The organism is Streptomyces sp. NPDC002588, assembly GCF_040295925.1.
GTDB lineage: Bacteria > Actinomycetota > Actinomycetes > Streptomycetales > Streptomycetaceae > Streptomyces.
On sequence record NZ_JBEOWF010000036.1, the window covers coordinates 1 to 16,964 of the forward strand.

Genomic DNA, 16,964 nt, shown 5'->3' on the forward strand with positions numbered 1-16,964 from the left:
TTCCGACTCTATCAGACCGTTTCCCGATCCGATTTCCTCGGTGCTTTCCAGGCTCCCGCTTTTGTTTCGCGGTTTCCTTTCCGGCGGTTCCGACTCTACCAGAACCTTTCGGCGTCTGATTCCCCGTCAGAGGGGGTTGTCCTCGTGGCCCGTTGGGCCCTTCCGACGTCTCAAACCTTAGCGGATCCGTCCGGCAGCTCCTAATCGAGCTGCCGTACCCGATTCGAATTGAATTCGGGCACGCCGAATTCAACCCTGACGGGCGATCGTACTGATGGTTTGGGTGCCGCTTCAGCGGCGGAGGTGTCACCGAAGAACCGTTACAGCTCCGTGGCAACCCGACGAACCTTACGGATCCGGGTGAGCGGTGTCAAGGAGCGCTGTCAAGATCTTTTCAGTCGAGGTCGCTGAGCCGGCCGCCGGCGTCCGGCTGCGCGTGCTCCACCCGGCGCAGAAGCCTGGTCAGGACCTCGCCGAGGGCCGTCCGCTCCTGCGCGGAGAGGTCCTGGAGCAGGTCCTCCTCGAAGACCGTCGCCAGGCGCATGGCCTCCAGCCACTTCCCCCGGCCCTCGGGTGTCAGCTCCACGATCACCCGGACCCGGTTGGACTCGTCCCGCTCCCGGGTCACCAGTCCCTCGGCGACCATGCGGTCGATCCGGTGGGTCATGGCGGCCGGCGTCAGACCGAGGCGCTTGGCCAGGTCGCTGGGACCGAGCCGGTAAGGGGCACCGGAGAGGACGAGGGCCTTGAGGACCTCCCACTCGGCGTTGCTGATGCCGAGCTCGGCCGTCTGGCGGCCATAGGCGACGTTCATCCGCCGGTTGAGGCGGGAGAGCGCCGAGACGATCTTCTCCACCTGTGGGTCGAGGCCCTGGAACTCGCGCTGGTAGGCGGCGATCTGCTCTTCGAGGGTCGGCTCAGTGACGCCGGGGGGCTCGGCCATGTGCGCAGTATCGCATGGGGCGACTTTGCCTTGAAGTCCTTCGGAATATAATCTTTAGGTTCGAAGTTTAGCTTTGAAGTCTTCAGATCTAACTAGTGAGAGAGGTGAACGTGACCAGGGCGAAGGGCGCAGCGATGCGCCGGATCCACGTGGGCAACGCACTCAGCGCGTTCGGGCTCGGTTTCACCGTCCCCTACCTGTACGTCTATGTGTCGCAGGTGCGGGGACTGGGGGCCATGACGGCGGGGCTCGTCCTCGCCGTCTTCGCCGTGGCCGCGCTGATCGTGCTGCCGTTCGCCGGCCGGGCGATCGTGCGGCGTGGTCCACTGCCGGTCCTGCTCGCCGCCCTGGTCACCTCTGCCCTGGGCGCGCTGGGCCTCGGACTGGCCGGTACCGCCGCCGCCGTACTGGCCGCTGCGGCCGCGCTCGGGGCGGGGCAGGCGGTGATGCAGCCGGCGCTGGCGACGATGATCGTGGACTGTTCGACGACCCGGACACGGTCGAGGGCGTTCGCGACGCAGTTCTTCCTGCAGAACCTCGGGCTGGGGATCGGCGGGCTCATCGGCGGTCATCTGGTCGACACCACGCGGGTCTCCTCCTTCACCCTTCTCTTCTCGATCGAGGCGGCGATGTTCCTGCTGCTGGTCGCGGTGATGGCGACCGTGCGGGTGCCGTCCGCGCCGCGGGTCGGGGACGCGCCCCGGCGGTCCGCCAAGGGCGGCTGGAAGCAGTTGCTCGGCAACCGGGCGATGGTGCAGCTGTCCGTCCTGGGCTTCGTACTGTTCTTCGCCTGTTACGGGCAGTTCGAGTCGGGGCTGAGTGCGTACGGTGTCGAAGCCGCCGGGATTTCGACATCGGCGCTCGGCACGGCGCTGGCCGCCAACACCGCGGTGATCGTCGTCGCGCAGTTCGCCGTGCTGAGGTTCGTCGAACGGCAGAAGCGGTCGCGGGTGATCGCGGCCGTGGGGTTGATCTGGTCCGTGGCGTGGGTCGTGGCCGGGTACGCGGGGCTGGGACATGGCAGCCGGGAGATGGCGACGGCGGCGTTCGTGTCGACGTACGCCTTGTTCGGGCTGGGAGAGGCGATGCTGTCGCCGACGGTCGCGCCGCTGGTGGCCGATCTGGCGCCGAGCGGGATGGCGGGGCAGTACAACTCCGCCTTCGCCCTGGTGAAGCAGCTCGCGCTGGCCGTCGGGCCGGCGGTGGGCGGACCGATGGGGGCCTCGCTGCACGCGCCGTACATCGTGACGTTCCTGCTGTTCTCGCTGGGGATCACCTACCTGGCGCTGCGGCTGGGGCGGCAGCTCAGCGCCGTGCAGGATCAGCCGTGGCTGGTGCGGAATCGGGTGGTGGCCAAGGGTGGGGCCGCCGTGGAGTCCGTGGCAGCGGAGGCGTAGCGGCCGGCCGAGGGCGGCCGTCGTTCCCGTGAGGGGCGGCGGCCGCCTTTTGCGTGACCGGTGCGGTCAGCGGACCGCGGTCACCAGGGTGGCGGTGAAGGGGAACGTGGTCGTGTCCGTGGGGAGGCGGGCGCGGATCGTGTCGGCGGCTCGGGTGAGGGCGTCTTCGCCCTCGGTTTCGGCGATCGACTGGCCCCAGGGGATCGCGGAGAGATGGCCGGGGATGTAGTCCTCCAGTGGGGGGAGGGTGATGTCGAAGGTCAGGTCGTGGCGCGTCGGGGAGTGGAAGCCGGCTCGGCCGAGGTCGGTGATGACGCGGTCCGCGGTGTCGAAGGCCGACCTGAATCCCGCGACCGCCTCCGGGGCGCCGTGCCGCTCGAGGGCGTGGCGCTGGGCGACGAAGTACGGGGAGTCGTCCGGGTGGGACCAGACCGTGGCGGCGAAGCGGCCTCCGGGGCGGGTGACGCGGGCCGTTTCCCGCAGGGCCGCGGTCAGGTCGGGGAAGAACTGGGCGCCCTGTTGACAGAGGACGGCGTCGAAGGTGGCGTCGGGGTAGGGGAGGTCGTCGGCGGGGGCGGCGGTGAACTCGATGTCCGGGTAGAGGCGCGGGTGGCACGCTACGGCGATCTTGAGCATGCCCTCGTTGAGATCCACGCCGGCGACCCGGCCGGTGGGACCGGCCTGGGCGGCGGCGGCACGGGCCGCGAAGCCGGTGCCGCAGGCGAGGTCGAGGACTGTTGCGCCGGGATAGAGGTCGGCGGCGTCCACGAGTGCGGTGACGAAGGGCGCCATGAGGGGCGCGACGTAGTGTTCGTAGCGCTCGGGGGCGCTTCCCTTGAGGTGAAAGCCCGTTGCGTCTGCCATGGGGAGCTAGTAGCACCGGGGGACGTGTTCGCCTAGGTGCTACGCGCGGGGAATGGGCGTTCGACGCTCTCTTTCAGACGGCCGGCTTCCCTTTCCGCCGGGTTTCCGTCGTTCGGTCGGCTTCATTCAGTCGGCTTCATTCGGTCGGCTTCGGGAGGAGGAACTCGCACCACACCGCCTTGCCGCCGCCCGGGGTGCGTCTGCTGCCCCAGTTGGAGGCGATGGTCGCGACGATCGCGATGCCCCGTCCGGACTCGTCGCCCGGTTCGGCGCGGCGGCGGCGCGGGAGGTGGTCGTCGCCGTCGGTGACCTCGATGATCAGACGGCGGTCGGTGCGGCGCAGCCGCAGGCGCATGGGCGGGGTGCCGTGCTGCAGGGAGTTGGCGACGAGTTCGCTGGTGGCGAGGACGCCCAGGTCGTGCAGGTCGGGCGGGAAGCGCCAGCTGGTGAGGACGCCGGAGGCGAAGGCACGCGCGCGTGGGGCCGCTTCGACGCCGCCGAGGAGTTCCAGTGCGGCGTTGCGGAAGAGTTCGCTGTCGGCGCCGGTGCGGGCCGGGTGCTGGAGGACGAGGACGGCCACGTCGTCGTCGTGGTCGGCGGTGACGCCGGCCGAGCGGACCAGGCGGTCGCAGACGACCTGGGGGGTGCCGGTGGCGCCGGAGAGGGCGCGCTCGAGGGCGGCGATGCCTTCGTCCAGGTCCTGGTCGCGGCGCTCGACCAGGCCGTCGGTGTAGAGGACGGCGGTGGAGCCGGGGCCGAGGCCGATGGAGCCGGAGGCGTGGATCCAGCCACCGGTGCCGAGGGGCGGTCCGGTGGGTTCGTCGGCGCGCTGGACCTCGCCGCGGTCGTCGCGGACCAGGATGGGCAGGTGGCCGGCCGAGGCGTACACGAGCCGCCCCTCGTTGGGGTCGTGGACGGCGTAGACGCAGGTGGCGATCTGGTTGGCGTCGATCTCGGCGGCGAGGCCGTCGAGGAGCTGGAGGACCTCGTGCGGAGGGAGGTCCAGGCGGGCGTAGGCGCGGACGGCCGTGCGGAGCTGGCCCATGACGGCCGCGGCGCGGACGCCGCGGCCCATGACGTCGCCGATGACGAGGGCGGTGCGGCCGCCGCCGAGGGTGATGACGTCGTACCAGTCGCCGCCCACGGCCGCTTCGGTGCCGCCGGGCTGGTAGGTGGCGGCGATGCGGAGGTCGTCGGGCTGTTCGAGTTCCTGGGGGAGAAGCGAGCGCTGGAGGGTGACGGCGGTCTCGCGCTGGCGGCGCTCGCTGGCTCTGAGGCGCTCGGCGGCCTCGGCGTGGTCGGTGACATCGGTGGCGAAGATGAGGACCGCGCGCTCGCCGTTGTCCTCGGCGGCCGGAGTGCAGGTGAAGGTGTAGTGGCGGCCGTCGGGTGCCTTGCGGGACTTCAGAGTGCGGGGCTTGCCGCTGCGCAGGGCCTGGTCGAGGAGCGGCAGGAGACCGAGGTCGCGGAGTTCGGGGAGGGCCTCGGCGGCGGGTCGGCCGCAGGGGCGGACGCCGAAGGCCGTCGTGTAGGCGTCGTTGACGTAGGCGAGGCGGTGGTCGGTGCCGTGGACGAGGGCGACGAGGGCCGGAACGCGGTCGAGGACCTCACGGACCGGGAGTTCGTCGACGGCGGGCACGGGGGGCGGCTCGTCGGTCAGTTGTTCGGCGCGGGCTGCGGGTACGGAGCCCTCGCCCCGCCGGTCCGTGGTGGTGACCGTGTGCTCGGCCCGCGCGGCGGCGCGGCGCTGAGTTCCGGGGAGCCGGGCGCTCCAGCGCGTGAAGTTCACGAATCCTTGCCTCGTGTAGTCGTCGTCGGCCGGCTCCGGGCCCGGCCTGGGCTCCGGGGGCCGCGCGGCGGTGGCCGCACATTGTTGCAGCACCCGGGGTGTGGAGCACGTGGGAACGGCCTCGTGGGTCGGGAGGGGCGGTTGGTGGCCCGCCGGGGCTCGGGAAGGGGCTGGGGGCGGGCTGTGAGCAGGGTCGGGCAGTCTGGCGGGGTGGCCGCCGTCCGAGTCGACAGTGGTCAGACGCGGGGGCGGCCGGGGGAGTTCCTGGATCCGGTCAGGACGACCCCTTCGGGTCGTCGGAAGACTCGTCAGAAGGCTTTCCACCGGCAGCGAGTTCGAACTCGGCGCGGGGATGTTCGAGAGATCCCAGGGAGACGATCTCGCGTTTGAAGAGCCCGGAGAGGGTCCATTCGGCGAGTACGCGTGCCTTGCGGTTGAAGGTGGGCACGCGGCTGAGGTGGTAGGCGCGGTGCATGAACCAGGCGGGGTAGCCCTTGAGCTTGCGTCCGTAGACGTGGGCGACGCCCTTGTGCAGGCCGAGTGAGGCGACCGAGCCGACGTACTTGTGGGAGTACGTCTGGAGGGGTTCGCCGCGCAGGGAGCGCGCGATGTTGTCACCGAGGACCTTGGCCTGGCGGACGGCGTGCTGGGCGTTGGGGGCGGTCTCCCGGCCGGGTTCGGCGGCGGTCACGTCGGGGACGGCGGCGGCGTCTCCGGCCGCCCACGCGTGCGTGGCGCCGTCGATCGTCAGCTGGGGGGTGCATTTCAGCCGCCCTCGTTCGGTGCGGGGGAGGTCGGTGGCGGCGAGGAGCGGGTGGGGTTTGACGCCGGCGGTCCACACGACCGTACGCGTCGGGAAGCGGGAGCCGTCGCTGAGGACGGCGATGCGGTCGGCGCAGGAGTCCAGGCGGGTGTCGAGGCGCACGTCGATGTTGCGGCGGCGCAGCTCGCTGACGGTGTAGCGGCCCATGTCGGCGCCGACCTCGGGCAGGATCCGGTCGGATGCCTCGACCAGGATCCACCTCATGTCCTCGGGTTCGACGTTGTGGTAGTAGCGCGTGGTGTAGCGGGCCATGTCCTCGAGTTCGCCGAGTGCCTCCACGCCCGCGAAGCCGCCCCCGACGAAGACGAAGGTGAGGGCGGCGTCGCGGATCGCGGGGTCGCGGGTGGAGGAGGCGATGTCCATCTGTTCGATGACGTGGTTGCGCAGGCCGATGGCCTCCTCGACGGACTTGAAGCCGATCGCGTGGTCGGCCAGGCCCGGGATGGGCAGGGTGCGGGAGACGGAACCGGGCGCGAGGACGAGTTCGTCGTATGTCAGCCGCTGGGGTCCCGTGCCCTCCTCGTCGGTGGCGAGGGTGGTGAGGGCGGCGGTGCGCTTGGCGTGGTCGATGGCGGTGACCTCGCCCACGACGACCCGGCAGTGGGGCAGGACGCGGCGCAGGGGGACGACCACGTGCCGGGGGGAGATGGAGCCGGCGGCCGCCTCGGGGAGAAACGGCTGGTAGGTCATGTACGGGTCGGGGGTGACGACCGTGATCTCGGCCTCGCCGCGGCCGAGTTCCTGTTTCAGTTTCCGCTGCAGCCGCAGTGCTGTGTACATCCCGACGTAGCCGCCGCCGACAACGAGAATGCGCGCACGTTCCTTCACCATCCCATGACGCACCCGACGCGGGAGTTTGTCCACAGCCTCGACAATCTGTGTGACCTTGAGCCGGGCGGGCGCCGGGTTGGCCGAAACACCGGCGTACGGGGCAGATGTGCAGGTCAGGTGGTGTGCGTCGGGGTGTGGGAAAGGGCGTAATCAGGACGTATACGGCTCGTACTCCGATCGGGGGGCGCTCCGTGCGGAACCTGCCCCTTCTGAATTGACGGTCTCTCAACTATGTTCGTGTCTACGGGGTGTAGGGGGAGGCTCGCCCTCCGGAGTCGCGGACACGCGGATCCGGGCGAAGGCTCCCCGATTCCAGGCGCCCCGGCGTTCAATGGCGGGGAAAGTCTCCGGGGGGAGACGTCATTACCGGGGGATCATTCATGCATATTCAGGACATGCATTGGTCGTCCGCCACCGCGCTCACGCACGGTGGCGGTGTGAGTGCGGCGGTGGGCAACGGACGCGGGGACGGCCCGCGGACCACGCCGCTGCGCGTTGACGCACAGCGCAATCTTGAGCACGTCCTGCGGGCGGCGCGCGAGGTCTTCGGCGAGCTGGGGTACGGCGCGCCGATGGAGGACGTGGCGCGGCGCGCGCGGGTGGGTGTGGGGACCGTGTACCGGCGGTTCCCGAGCAAGGACGTTCTGGTGCGGCGGATAGCCGAGGAGGAGACCTCCCGGCTGACCGACCAGGCGCGGACGGCGCTCGGTCAGGAGGACGAGCCGTGGTCGGCGCTGTCGCGCTTCCTGCGGACCTCGGTGGCCTCCGGCGCGGGCCGGCTGCTGCCGCCGCAGGTGCTGCGGGTCGGGGCGTTCGCCGAGGACGGCGAGGGCTCGGCGTCGGACCAGGCGCGGGTGCCGCAGCAGCGGACCCAGCCGGGCGGCGGCGAACTGCGGCTGGTGGCCGAGGACGGGGTGGCGACAGGGGCCTCGGGCTCTTCCGTCGGATCGTCCGGTGCGTCCGGCGCATCCGCGGGCGCTTCCGCGGGTGACGACGCCGGGGCCGCGACGCTGCTCGAGGTCGTGGGCCAGCTCGTGGAGCGGGCCCGGGCGGCGGGCGAGCTGCGGCCGGACGTGTCGGTGTCGGACGTCCTGCTGGTGATCGCGACGGCGGCACCCTCGCTGCCGGATCCGGCCCAGCAGGCGGCGGCCTCCGCGCGGCTGCTGGACATCCTGCTGGAGGGGCTGCGGTCTCGGCCCGCCTCCTGAGGGGCGGGCAGCGGGGCCGCTCGACGGGATGACCGGGGTGAGAGTGCTCGACGCTCTCACCCCGGCCCGTACCGTCCGGACATTCCGGACGGTTCATGCATGCGGATCAACTCCTGCCGGCGCCCGGCCGGCCGGGTGGGCCCGTACGGCCTCGGTGAGCTCTCCGAGGACGTCGGTCACCGTGAGGTTCGCACCACGGGCACGCTCGGCCGCGTAGCGCTCGGCACCCAGGCCGCGACGGACCGCGGCCTCGGTCTCCCCGGCACACGCCTCCTGGCGTGCGGCGCGGGCGTAAGGTCCGCGCACGCGGTCGGCGACCGCCAGCAGCCTCGCCGCGCGCGGGAAGTCCCCGAGCCGGGCCAGTTGCTGCACCGCGCCGTCCACGACCGCCGAGACGACCGCCTCGGCGCACCGGTCGGCCAGCGCCCGGCGCAAGGTCTCCGTGAACATCGGCAGGGCGGGCTCGGGACCGGACTCCAGAGCGGTGATGCCCGCGTCGAGCATCCCCAGCGCCGCCAGGAACTGGGGAGGCGGGGTGCCCCGGGTGATCTCCCGGAAGATCGCGTCGCACAGCTCGCGCGCGCGGGCCGCGTCTCCCGCGTCCAGCGCGATGTCCGCGCGCAGCAGCACCACGAACGCCCGGGCGTCGGCGACGCCGTGGCGGTCGGCGGCGGCGGTCGCCGCGTCCAGCGCGGCCAATGCCCCCTCGGTGTCACCCGAGCGGTAGGTGATCTCCGCGAGCCGGGCCATGAGGAACGGCGACTCGGCGCCCGCGCCGACCTCGTACGCCAGTCGCAGCGCCTCCCGGTACTCCCGCTCCGCCTCCGCGAGCCGGCCGCGCGCCATCTCCGCCTCGCCGGCCGCGCTGCACACCTGGGCGCGTATCCAGCGGTCGCCGACCCGCCGGCCGATCGCGCGCAGCTCCGCCAGGTCGTCGTCGACGTCGGCCAGCCCGCCGGGCGCGTCGACGACCATGTGGGTACGGAACATCAGGGCGCAGCCGAGCTCCCAGTCGCCGCCGTACGCACGGCAGTTGGCGACCGCCTCGCCCAGGACGCGCGGGGCGTCGATCACGCCCGGCAGCTGGAACGCCGTCAGCGGCCAGAGCAGCCCCGGCATCCGCGCCGCCTCCGGGCCGCCCTGCTCGAAGCGGGCCTGCAGGCGCAGGAGGTAGGCCTGGTAGCGGGGGTCGCCCTCCACGTCCCTGGGCTCCGACTCGGCGAGGAAGAAGAGGTGCAGCATCCGCAGGTTCGCGCGCTGTGTGTACCGCGGGTGGTCCTCCTTGCCCTCCGGCTCGGCGAGGAACGCCTCGACGGGGTCGAGGGCGGCCATGCGCGTGGCGAGACCGGCGGAGTCGGGGGCGGGTGACGGGTGCGGTGACGGGTGCGGTGACGGGTGGGGGAGGGTGTCCAGGGCCGCGCACAGGCGCAGGACGCGGTCGGCCCACGCGGCCCCCTCGTGGCGGTAGTTGCGCAGCCACCAGAACCAGCCCATGGCGATGCAGAGGGCGGCGGCCTCCTCCTCGTCGGCCGCGGTGATCGAGCGCTGGATCGCCGTCCGGATGTTGTCCAGCTCGGTCTCCAGACGGGAGATCCACGGGAGCTGCTCGGCGGAGCGGAGCAGAGGGTCGGCCTTCTCCGCGAGCGCGCGCACCCACGCGCGGTGCCGTCGCTCGGCCGCCTCACGGGTGGGCGCGGCCTCCGCGGCGCGGTCGACGGCGTACTCGTGGATCGTCTCCAGCATGCGGTAGCGCATGCCGTCGCCTTCGGGTCCGGACGGGGTCGCCACCACCAGGGACTTGTCGACGAGTGCTCCCACGAGATCGGCGACCGGGCCGGTGCACACGGCCTCGGCGGCCTCCAGGTCCCAGCCGCCCGCGAAGACGGACAGCTCGCGCAGCAGGGTCCGCTCCGGTTCGTCGAGCAGGTCCCAGGACCAGTCGACGACGGCGCGCAGGGTCTGCTGGCGGGGCAGGGCCGTGCGGCTGCCGGAGGTGAGGAGGCGGAAGCGGTCGTCGAGGCGGTCGGCGATCTGCCGGGGGGTGAGCAGCCGGAGCCGGGCGGCGGCCAGTTCGATGGCCAGGGGAAGGCCGTCGAGACGCCGGCAGATCTCCCCCACCGCCTCCTCGTCCCGCCCTTGGAGGGCGGCGGGGTGTACGGCGGCGGCGCGCTCCCTGAAGAGGCGGTGCGCCTGATCGGGGAGGAGGGGCTCGACCGGGCGGACCGACTCGCCGGGGATGCCCAGGGGTTCACGGCTGGTGGCGAGGATGGTGAGCCCCGGGCAGTGGGTGAGGAGGGTTTCGGCGAGGGCGGCTGCCGCGCCGATGACATGTTCGCAGTTGTCAAGGATCAGGAGCTGGCTGCGCGGGGCGCAGTACTCGACGAGCAGGGTGACCGGGTCGTCCTGCGGGGTCGCCAGGTCGGTGGCCATCAGCACGGTCTCGCGCAGACCGAGGGCGCTGACCACCGCTCCCGGCACCGCCTCCGGCCGGTCGAGCGGCGCCAGTTCGACCAGCCACGCCTGCGGGAGCCCGGCGGCGGCTTCCTCGGCGAGACGGGTCTTCCCGGAGCCGCCCGGTCCGGTGAGGGTGACGAGACGGGACCTGTGCAAAGCGGAACGGATGGCGTCGAGCTCGGGTTCCCGGCCCACGAAAGAGGTAAGGCGCGGACGGATGTTGCCGTTGCGCGGTGGGGGCGGGGTGAGGGGGGCTCGGGGTGCGGGTTGGTCGAGGAGTTCGGCGTGCAGGGCGCGCAGTTCCGGGCCGGGGTCGGCGCCCAGGGTTTCGGCGAGGGTGCGGCGCGCGGTCTCGTAGGCTGCGAGGGCGTCGGCGGAGCGGCCGGTGTCGCGCAGGGCGCGGATGAGGAGGGCGTGCAGCGGCTCGTCGTAGGGGTGGGCGGCGCTGAGTTCTCTGAGGCGGGGTACGGCTTCGTGGGCGCGGCCGAGGAGGAGGTCGGCCTCGGCGCGGGCGCGGATCGCTTCGAGGTGCAGGGCCTCGGGGCGGGCGGCTTGGGTGCGGTCGGGGAGGTCGGCGAGGGCGGGGCCGCGCCACAGGGCGAGGGCCTCGTCCAGGGTGCGGGCGGCGGTTTCCGGGTCGCCGCCCTGTTGGAGCTCGGTGGTGCCCCGGCCCACCAGCCTCTCGAACACGTGGAGGTCCACGTCGTCCTCGGTCGCGGTGAGGCGGTAGCCGCCGGGGGTCGAGGCGACGGTGTCCTTGCCGAGGGTGCGGCGGAGGCGGCCGATCAGTGCCTGGAGGGCGGCGGAGGCGTCCTGGGGCGGGGTGTCGGGCCAGACCTCGTCGATCAGGGTGTGCGGGGGTGCGGGGCGGCCGGGGTGGAGGGCCAGGGCGGTCAGGAGGGTGCGGAGGCGGCGGCCGGGGACGGGTATGGGGGTTCCCTCGTCGTCCGCTGCCTGGGTGACGCCCAGAATTCTGTACCGCACAGGGCCATTGTCGCCGGGGGTCCGGGGAGAGGCCGTCTCTTTTCGCGTCGCGGGTGTCGGGTGCGGCCCGGGGGTGGCACGCCCACGAACCCCTCAGCCCCCCGAAGACACCGCCCGCCGCTGCGGCGCGATTCCCGCCGGTACCGCGCGGGCGCGGGCCGGGGTGCCCGTCCAGCAGGTGCCCCGGCGGGAGAGGAGGCGCCGGAGCCAGAGTTCGAGGGAGATCAGGTCGGCGAGGCCGGCCAGGGAGAGGGGTTCGCCGGAGGAGGCGGCGCGTACGGCCTTGCGGACCACCCGGGCCTCGATCAGGCCCGCCTCCGCCAGGAGCGGCGCGTCGAAGAGGGTGAGGAGGGGGTCGATGGCGAGTCGCAGGCCCGCGCGGGCGGCCGCCGTGGCGGGGCCCTGGGTGGGGGCGCCCCAACCCGGCGGGAGATCGGTGATGCCGGCGCCCTTGAGGACGGTGCGCAGGATCGCGGCGCGGGCGCCCGGCTGCACACGGAGGGTCTCGGGCAGTGTGCGGCAGGCGCGGACGACCTGGTTGTCGAGGAACGGCGCGTGCAGCCGCTGGGAGCGGATCTCGGCGGCCTGTTCGAGGATGCGGAGGTCGGCGGCGTGGCGGGTGAGGGCGGCACGCGCGCGGTAGTCGCCCGGACGCTGGCCGGGACCGATTCCGGCCCGGTGCGCCGAATTCTGCAGAAGAACCGATACTTCTGCCAGTGCCTCGCCGGTGAGCCAGCGTGCCGCCGGGCCGGGTCCGCCCCAGGTCAGAGCCGCCAGCGAGGCTCCTACCGCACCTCCGGAGTCGTCGTCGAAGCTGCGATGGAGCAGGCGGTTGGCGAGGCCCTCGACGCCCGCGCGGTACGGGGTTCGGGCGAGTCTTCGGGCGGCGCCGTACACGCGCGCGGGGACGAGGACCGAGCCGTCGGCCTTGGTCAGTGCCGCCACCGGGCGGACCAGGTGGCGGCGTTTGCGGTCCATCAGGAGGTCGGCGAGGCGGGCCGGGTGGGCGTCCAGGACCTGGCGGGCGCCGTAGCCGGTGAAGTGGTCCGCGCTGCCCGCGGCGAGACGGGCGCGGTGGCGGGCGGCGGTGACCAGGCTCGGGCCGGGTTCGTCGGTGAGCGGGCCGTCCAGGTCGGCGTACGGCAGGGTCTCCTCGTCGCCGGCCACGACGACGTGGTGCAGGCGCGGGTTGGCGGCGAGCGCGCCGGCCCGTTCGAGTTCCGCCTCGCGGCCGCCGATGGTCAGGTCGTTGAAGGTGACCGCGAGGAGGCGCTCACCCGCGCCCGTGCCGTGGCCCAGGACCGTGCCCGGCCTGCCGGGCAGGCCGGCGGCGAGCAGGGCGAGGGTGCCGGAGGCCGGGCCGCCGGAGAGGTCGGCGCCGATGCCCGGAACCGGCATCCCGCGCGCGGCACGGCGTTCGGCGGGGCCCATTCCGGGGACGGGACCGGGATCGATGTCGGGCACGTGCCGGGGCGCCGACAGACGCGCGCGTACGGCGTCTACGAGCGCGTCGCGTACCGCGTCGACCGCGCTGTCCGGGTCGGCGGGCGGCGCCGCCACGGCGAGGGAGGCCACCGGGTCGTACCCGGCGATCTCACGCGCCCCGGCGCGCAGGATCAGGGCATGCCCCGGCGGAACGCGCCGCACGCCGTCGTACGGCGTGGAGTCGTGCAGGGCGGCTGGTACGTCGGGGGCGGCCAGGAGCGCGGCGAGATGGCCGAAGTCGAGGTTGGCCTCGATGAGGTCGGCCAGCGGCAGTGCGGCCGTCGCAAAGGCCGTACCGCCCGCCCAGGGGGTGTGGAACACCGGGCGGGCCCCCGCGAGGTCGCCGCAGACGGTGATGCGCCGGCCGACCTGGGCGACGGCCGTGTAGCTGCCCGGCCAGGCGGTCAGATGGCGGAGTGCGCCGCCGCGCGCGGCGAACAGTCCGACGCGCAGCTGCTCGTCGCTCGCCCCGCAGGTGCCGAGGACGGCGATCCGGGTCTGGGCGTCGGCGCTCACCACCCGTACCTCGTCGGGGCGCCAGTCCCCCACCGCCCACAGCGGATCGGGATCCCCCCACAGGAGTTGGGAGCCGACGGGCTGCAAGGTCTCGCCGTCGTAGCCGACTTGGCCGCCGTACGCCTCGCGGTCCTCGTAGCGGCCGTCGTACCCGACGGACCCGCCCAGCGCACCCGCGGCGATGCTGCTCCATCCCACCAACCACCGCATCGACGCCTCCACAGGCTGTGGACAACCGAGTGCACCGTCCGAACGGTTCCCCATGCTGCCACGAAGAACGCGCCGTAGCGGGAGGCGGCGCCGCTTGTGATCCGGGGAGTGCGCCCGGGTGCGGGCGTCGGCGTCGTCGCGGGACACCACATGTACCCCGGTGTCTGCGACGCGAATGCGCCCCCGGTACGCTCCCCCAAAACGCCTCGCGCGCCCTCGATTTGCATGGTGGGGGGCGTTCTCACCTCTGGAACAGAGGGGCGATTTTCGGCCAAATCTCGGATGGCCGTCCGGCGTTGACGACGCTGTGCGCAGGCTCCGCACACGCTCCGTACACACGCGCGCGCTCTCGACGAGCCGCGCCGATCCGGGAGGCGGAGTGCGCCTCCCGGACCGCTCCGCCGCCCGCGGGGATGAAGGCGGCGGTGTCCCCCAGCCCACTGGATCCAGTACAGCGGGCCGACCCACGCACCATCCATGGAACCGCTCCCCCGGTGGCCGGAGAAGAGCGCACACGCAGGCGCACGGCCACACAGCGGGAGCACGCGGCGACGCACGGTGCCGAAGGCCGCACAGCAGTACGGACCACAATCCCGCCAACCGGCAGAATGCCCCTTAACGCTTGGGATGCGGCGAACTACGCTGGGTTTACGAATGCCGCGTGGTTATGCCAGCGCGGCAGCCGTCTGTGTCGAGGGGTGGCGCAATGTCCAGGGAGCAACGCGGGCCGAACGAAAAGCTCGGCGCCGTTCTCGCCCTCGCGGGAATCAGCAACGCAGGACTCGCGCGTCGCGTCAACGACCTTGGCGCTCAACGCGGGTTGACTCTTCGCTACGACAAGACGTCCGTGGCGCGCTGGGTGTCGAAGGGCATGGTGCCTCAGGGTGCCGCGCCGCATCTCATCGCCGCCGCCATCGGACAGAAGCTCGGCCGCCCGGTGCCGCTCCACGAGATCGGCCTGGCGGACGCGGACCCCGCGCCCGAAGTGGGACTCGCCTTCCCCAGAGACGTCGGCCAGGCCGTCCGCTCGGCGACGGAGCTGTACCGCCTCGACCTCGCCGGCCGCCGGGCCGGCTCGGGAGGCATCTGGCAGTCGCTGGCCGGATCATTCGCAGTAAGCGCATACGCAACGCCCGCCTCCCGGTGGCTGATAACCCCGGCCGACAGTTCGGTGGCGCGGGAGGCCCACTCCCTGGAGGGGTCCGGCGCACCGCTCAAAGTCGGCCACAGCGATGTGCAGAAACTGCGGGAGGCCGCCGAGGACGCCAGGCGCTGGGACTCCAAGTACGGAGGCGGCGACTGGCGTTCGTCGATGGTGCCGGAGTGCCTGCGGGTGGAGGCGGCACCGCTGCTGCTCGGGGCGTACTCCGACGAGGTGGGCCGCGCGCTGTTCGGCGCGAGCGCCGAACTCACCCGGCTGGCGGGCTGGATGGCCTTCGACACCGGCCAGCAGGAGGCAGCGCAGCGGTACTACATCCAGGCGCTGCGCCTCGCGCGCGCGGCGGCGGACGTGCCGCTCGGCGGATATGTGCTCGCGTCGATGTCGCTGCAGGCGACCTACCGGGGCTTCGGCGACGAGGGCGTCGATCTCGCGCAGGCCGCGCTCGAGCGCAACCGGGGGCTGGCCACGGCCCGCACCATGAGCTTCTTCCGTCTCGTCGAGGCACGCGCGCATGCCCGCGCGGGCGACGCGCAGGCCGCCGGAGCGGCCCTGAAGGCCGCCGAGAGCTGGCTCGAGCGGGCACGTGACGGTGATCACGACCCGTCCTGGCTCGGTTTCTACTCCTACGACCGGTTCGCCGCCGACGCGGCCGAGTGCTATCGCGACCTGAAGGCACCGCGGCAGGTCCGGCGCTTCACCGAGCAGGCCCTGTCGCAGCCGACGGAGGAGTTCGTGCGGTCGCACGGGCTCAGACTGGTCGTGTCCGCGGTCGCCGAGCTGGAGTCGGGGAACCTCGACGCGGCGTGCGAGCAGGGGGTGCGGGCGGTGGAGGTCGCCGAGCGCATCTCTTCCGCCCGGACCACCGAGTACGTGAAGGATCTGCTGTACCGGCTGGAGCCCTACGGCGACGAGCCGCGGGTGGTGGAGCTGCGGGAGCGGGCCCGGCCGCTGTTGATGGCCCCGGCCTGAGCCGACCCGGCCACAGCACCGCCGCCTCGGGCGTTTGAAGGCACTGTCAGTGGCGCAGTGCACTATCGGAGGCGGAGGTGGTTCAGGTGGTGGCGTACGACTGTGACGTGCTCGTCGTGGGCGGAGGCATCGTCGGGCTGTCGACCGCGTACGCGATCACCCGGGCCGCGCCGGGGACCCGGGTGACCGTACTGGAGAAGGAGCCGGGCCCCGCCCGGCACCAGACGGGGCGCAACAGCGGGGTGATCCACAGTGGGATCTACTACCGGCCGGGCTCGCTGAAGGCGCGCTACGCGGTGCGCGGTGCCGCGGAGATGACCAAGTTCTGCGCGGAGTACGGCATCCCGCACGCCGTCACCGGCAAGCTGATCGTCGCCACCGAGCGGGAGGAGCTCCCCCGGCTGCACGCCCTGGTGCAGCGCGGCCGGGAGAACGGCATACCGGTGCGGGAACTGGGCGCCGCCCAGATCGCGGAGTACGAGCCGGAGGTACGCGGACTCGCGGCCATCCACGTCGGGACGACGGGGATCTGCGACTACACCGCGGTCGCGCGCCGGCTGGGCGCGGCGTCCGGGGCGGAGATCCGCTACGGCGCCGAGGTGGTGCGCGTCGACCGGCGGGCCGGCCTCGGCGTGGCCGTGCTCACCGCCCGCGGGGACGTCGTGCGGGGGCGGGTACTGGTGAACTGCGCGGGCCTGTACTGCGACGAGATCGCACGGCTGACGGGGGACGAGCCAGGGGTGCGGATCGTGCCGTTCCGGGGCGAGTACTACGAACTGGCGCGACCGGAACTGGTGCGGGGGCTGGTGTACCCCGTGCCGGATCCGGCGTTCCCGTTCCTCGGGGTGCATCTCACCCGGGGGATCGACGGAGGAGTGCACGTGGGGCCCAACGCCGTGCCGGCGCTGGCCCGGGAGGGGTACGGGTGGGGCGTCGTACGGCCCCGGGAGGCGCTGGTGACGGCGGCGTGGCCCGGAGCGTGGCGGATGGGCCGCAGGCACTGGCGGTACGGCGCGGGGGAGCTGCGGCGGTCGCTGTCGAAGGGGGCGTTCGTGACGGCCGTGCGGCGGCTGCTGCCGGCCGTGGGGGAAGGGGACCTGGTGCGGGCCGCGGCGGGGGTGCGGGCGCAGGCCGTGGCCCGGGACGGGGGTCTGGTGGACGACTTCCTGATACGGGAGGGAGCCCGCGCGGTCCATGTGCTGAACGCGCCCTCACCGGCGGCGACCGCCTCCCTGCCGATCGGCCGGGAGGTGGCCCGCAGGGCGCTGGACGTGCTGGGCACCCCGTGACCCCGATGGGCTTGGCCGGCGGCAGTAAAATCGACACCAC

General features: G+C 72.9%; 10 protein-coding genes. 4 read left to right on the forward strand and 6 right to left on the reverse strand.

From position 1 onward, the window contains the following. Positions 1-394 precede the first annotated feature (394 nt). Positions 395-943, reverse strand: coding sequence for a MarR family winged helix-turn-helix transcriptional regulator (locus ABT057_RS33620; protein ID WP_352347422.1), 549 nt, complete (start codon positions 941-943; stop codon positions 395-397). A 134-nt stretch (positions 944-1,077) separates the two neighbouring features. Between ABT057_RS33620 and ABT057_RS33625 the strand changes: the two genes are divergently transcribed. Then, on the forward strand, positions 1,078-2,340 hold the full coding sequence (locus tag ABT057_RS33625) for an MFS transporter (RefSeq protein WP_352347600.1): 1,263 nt from the start codon (positions 1,078-1,080) through the stop codon (positions 2,338-2,340). 66 nt (positions 2,341-2,406) lie between these two features. Here the strand turns inward: ABT057_RS33625 and ABT057_RS33630 are convergent, their stop codons facing one another. The 3 genes from ABT057_RS33630 to ABT057_RS33640 all read right to left on the reverse strand — a co-directional run bounded on the left by ABT057_RS33630 (position 2,407) and on the right by ABT057_RS33640 (position 6,647). Further along, the gene (locus tag ABT057_RS33630) at positions 2,407-3,204 is read right to left on the reverse strand and encodes a class I SAM-dependent methyltransferase (RefSeq protein ID WP_352347423.1); all 798 of its coding nucleotides are present in this window, start codon (positions 3,202-3,204) and stop codon (positions 2,407-2,409) included. A 136-nt stretch (positions 3,205-3,340) separates the two neighbouring features. Continuing rightward, a complete protein-coding gene (locus ABT057_RS33635; RefSeq protein WP_352347424.1) occupies positions 3,341-4,993 on the reverse strand; it encodes an ATP-binding SpoIIE family protein phosphatase in 1,653 nt (550 codons plus the stop codon). A gap of 274 nt (positions 4,994-5,267) precedes the next feature. Next, the gene (locus ABT057_RS33640; protein WP_352347425.1) at positions 5,268-6,647 is read right to left on the reverse strand and encodes an NAD(P)/FAD-dependent oxidoreductase; all 1,380 of its coding nucleotides are present in this window, start codon (positions 6,645-6,647) and stop codon (positions 5,268-5,270) included. A gap of 380 nt (positions 6,648-7,027) precedes the next feature. Between ABT057_RS33640 and ABT057_RS33645 the strand changes: the two genes are divergently transcribed. Further along, positions 7,028-7,855 (forward strand): TetR/AcrR family transcriptional regulator, encoded by an 828-nt coding sequence (locus ABT057_RS33645; protein WP_352347426.1) that lies wholly within the window; start codon positions 7,028-7,030, stop codon positions 7,853-7,855. A gap of 93 nt (positions 7,856-7,948) precedes the next feature. On the opposite strand, the gene ABT057_RS33650 is transcribed toward ABT057_RS33645, so the two are convergent. Both ABT057_RS33650 and ABT057_RS33655 read right to left on the reverse strand, forming a co-directional pair. After that, positions 7,949-11,293 (reverse strand): ATP-binding protein, encoded by a 3,345-nt coding sequence (locus tag ABT057_RS33650; protein ID WP_352347427.1) that lies wholly within the window; start codon positions 11,291-11,293, stop codon positions 7,949-7,951. 93 nt (positions 11,294-11,386) lie between these two features. Beyond that, positions 11,387-13,504, reverse strand: coding sequence for an asparagine synthase-related protein (locus ABT057_RS33655; protein WP_352347429.1), 2,118 nt, complete (start codon positions 13,502-13,504; stop codon positions 11,387-11,389). 706 nt (positions 13,505-14,210) lie between these two features. Here ABT057_RS33655 and ABT057_RS33660 point away from each other — a divergent pair. After that, positions 14,211-15,635 carry an NsdA family TPR-like regulatory protein gene (locus tag ABT057_RS33660; protein WP_352347431.1) on the forward strand — a complete coding sequence of 475 codons (1,425 nt, stop codon included), beginning with the start codon at positions 14,211-14,213 and terminating at the stop codon, positions 15,633-15,635. 77 nt (positions 15,636-15,712) lie between these two features. Next, on the forward strand, positions 15,713-16,924 hold the full coding sequence (gene lhgD, locus ABT057_RS33665) for an L-2-hydroxyglutarate dehydrogenase (protein WP_352347433.1): 1,212 nt from the start codon (positions 15,713-15,715) through the stop codon (positions 16,922-16,924). Positions 16,925-16,964: the final 40 nt, after the last annotated feature.

Bases quoted from the DNA above. Each gene is read 5' to 3' on its own strand.
- ABT057_RS33620 (WP_352347422.1), bottom strand. From the start codon at position 943: ATGGCCGAGCCCCCCGGCGTCACTGAGCCGACCCTCGAAGAGCAGATC.
- ABT057_RS33625 (WP_352347600.1), top strand. From the start codon at position 1,078: ATGCGCCGGATCCACGTGGGCAACGCACTCAGCGCGTTCGGGCTCGGT.
- ABT057_RS33630 (WP_352347423.1), bottom strand. From the start codon at position 3,204: ATGGCAGACGCAACGGGCTTTCACCTCAAGGGAAGCGCCCCCGAGCGC.
- ABT057_RS33640 (WP_352347425.1), bottom strand. From the start codon at position 6,647: ATGGTGAAGGAACGTGCGCGCATTCTCGTTGTCGGCGGCGGCTACGTC.
- ABT057_RS33645 (WP_352347426.1), top strand. From the start codon at position 7,028: ATGCATATTCAGGACATGCATTGGTCGTCCGCCACCGCGCTCACGCAC.
- ABT057_RS33655 (WP_352347429.1), bottom strand. From the start codon at position 13,504: ATGCGGTGGTTGGTGGGATGGAGCAGCATCGCCGCGGGTGCGCTGGGC.
- ABT057_RS33660 (WP_352347431.1), top strand. From the start codon at position 14,211: ATGTCCAGGGAGCAACGCGGGCCGAACGAAAAGCTCGGCGCCGTTCTC.